The following is a 2,559-nucleotide window of genomic DNA, read 5'->3' as shown; positions in this document are numbered from 1 at the left end:
AGGGGGACGAGGGGGACGGCGGGGGCGACGGGGCGGCGGGCGGGGCGGTCGCCGGCGCGAGGACGCAGGCGGCCGAGAGGGCGGCGGCGAGACGCCGGAACGTCCGGCGGCCGGTGATGTCGAATTCGGGCATCACCCGACCGTAGGGACGCCACGCGGGCCGGACCATTGCGAGATTCCTCCGTGTCCCCTGCGAGAAACCACAGGGTCGCCGGTCGCGCCCTCCTCTCCCGGCCCCCGGACCCTCCCGGACTCGTGAACCCCCGCCCGGCTCTCCCCGCCTTCGCGCCCGGAGCCGGGCAGGTCCGGTGCCCGCCTGGCGCATCCCGTACCGCCACGAATGAGGTGAGTATTTTGCGAAGATAAGTAGAAACATTGCAGACATCTGCCCGTCATCCTATGGTGTCAGCAGTGCCGCCCGTCGATCTCCGGTGGCCGGCGGCACTCCCACCCCCCGACAGGCAGGCTCGCGGTGACGGCGCGTCCCGTCGGCCACGGCGATCCGGCCCGGCGTGACGAAGGGTCAGCCGATGACGACATCCGACCGATCACCCACCCGCCCGCTCCGCCTCGGCGGACGGGTCAGGATCGTGCTGGCGATCCTGCTGGCCGCCCTGTGCTGGACCGGTGCCCAGGCGCCGCCCGCCGCCCGTGGCGCGGCCGTCCCCGAACAGTCCTCCAACGTCCACCTGTTCTACTACCCCTGGTACGGCAATCCCCAGGTGAGCGGGGGCTGGCGGCACTGGGAGCAGGGCGGCCACACCCCGCCCGACGACATCGGCGCCGACCTGTACCCCACCCTGGGCGCCTACGACTCCGCGGACCACGCCGGAGCCGTCACCCGGCACATGCAGTGGATCAGGCAGGCCGGGGTCGGCGTCATCGTCTACAGCTGGTGGGGCGTCGGCGGCCCCGAGGACCGCATCGCCCCGGGCGTGCTGGACGCGGCCGCGCGCCACGGCATCAAGGTCGCCTGGCACCTGGAGCCCTACGGCGGGCGCACCGCTGCCTCCACCGTGGCGGACATCCGCTACATCAACGACCGCTACGGCTCCCACCCGGCCTTCTACCGCTCGGCCGAGCACGGCGGCCGGGCCGCGTTCTACGTCTTCGAGAGCCTGCGCGTCGCCGACTGGTCGGCGCTCGACCAGGTCACCGCGAACAACATCGTGCTCGCCCAGACCACCGACACCTCGAGGATCGCGCACTTCTCCGGCATGTACACCTACGACGGGATCGCCGGTGCCACCGCGCCCGGCTGGGCCGAGGCGGGCGCCTACGCCAGGCGCAACGGCCTGGTCTGGGCGCCCTCCGTGGCCCCCGGCTACATCGACGACCGTGCGGTGCCGGGCAACACCACCCCGACCCTCGGCCGCGCGAACGGCGCCACCTACGACCTGGAGTGGTCCAACGCCCTGGACCCGGCCAAGGGCGGCCTGCCCACCTGGGTCTCGATCACCTCGTTCAACGAGTGGCACGAGGGCAGCTCCATCGAACCGGCCGACTCCACCCCGCCCGCCGGGTTCGGCTACCAGACCTACGAGGGCGCGTACGGCAGGACCGGGACCGCGGCGGAGACCGCCTACCTGGACCGGACGAAGCACTGGGCGACGGAGTTCGAGACCCGCAGGGCCGGCGGCCAGGGCGACACGCGTCCCCCCACGGCGCCGGGTGCCGCGCGGGCCGTCCCGGCCTCGCCCACCGCCGTGACCGTGGGCTGGACGGCCTCCGCCGACGACGTCGGGGTGACCGGCTACGACGTCTACCGCGAGACCGGCGCCGTCGACACCCTGGTGGGGAGCACCACCGGCACGTCGTTCACCGTCACCGGTCTCACCCCGTCGACCACGTACTCCTTCTACGTGGTCGCCAGGGACGCCGCGCGGAACACCTCGCCGCCCTCCGGCACGGTGACCGCCACCACCGGCCCCCCGCCGGGCTGCTCCCCGAACGCCGGTGACCTGGCCAGGGGCAGGCCGGTCGTGGCGAGCGGTGTCACGCAGAACTACGTGGCGGCCAACGCCGTCGACGGCGACGCGTCCACCTACTGGGAGAGCGCCAACCACGCCTTCCCGCAGTCGATCACCGTCGACCTGTGCGCGCCGGTCCAGGCCGGGCGCGTGGTGCTGAAGGTGCCGCCGGCCGCCGCCTGGTCCAGGCGCACCCAGACCCTGTCGGTGCTCGGCTCCGCCGACGGCGCGTCGTTCGCGACCCTGGCGGCCTCGCGGGGCCACGTCTTCGACCCGGCCACCGGCAACACCGTGACCGTCACGTTCCCGGCGGCGGCCGTCAGGTACGTGCGGCTGACCTTCACCGGCAACACCGGCTGGCCGGCCGGGCAGCTCTCCTCGTTCGAGGTGTACCGCCCCTAGGGGAGACGCCCGCGGGGAGGCCCTCCGGGGCCCTCCGCGGGCAGCCCCTCGCCCGGGGGCCCCGCCCGTGGTCCCCGCCCAGGGGTCCACGGCCGGGGGTCCACGGCCGGGGGTCCACGGCCGGGGCCCCGAGTTCACTGTCATCTTGTGTCAGTGAAGTCCAGCCGCCTCCTGTCGATCCTCCTGC

Annotated in this window: 1 protein-coding gene; it reads left to right on the top strand. The window is 73.9% G+C overall.

The genetic code is table 11. From position 1 onward, the window contains the following. Nucleotides 1–530 precede the first annotated feature (530 nt). Nucleotides 531–2,372 carry a discoidin domain-containing protein gene (locus AB0G16_RS37545; RefSeq protein WP_362815598.1) on the top strand — a complete coding sequence of 614 codons (1,842 nt, stop codon included), beginning with the start codon at nt 531–533 and terminating at the stop codon, nt 2,370–2,372. The last annotated feature ends 187 nt before the right edge of the window (nt 2,373–2,559 follow it).

This window comes from Streptosporangium sp. NPDC023615 (genome assembly GCF_040640155.1).
In the GTDB taxonomy this organism is placed as follows: Bacteria; Actinomycetota; Actinomycetes; order Streptosporangiales; family Streptosporangiaceae; genus Streptosporangium.
This window is presented reverse-complemented; position numbering and strand designations above follow the sequence as displayed.

What these genes read in the sequence shown, in the direction of transcription:
- AB0G16_RS37545 (WP_362815598.1), top strand. Translation starts at nt 531, where the DNA reads ATGACGACATCCGACCGATCACCCACCCGCCCGCTCCGCCTCGGCGGA.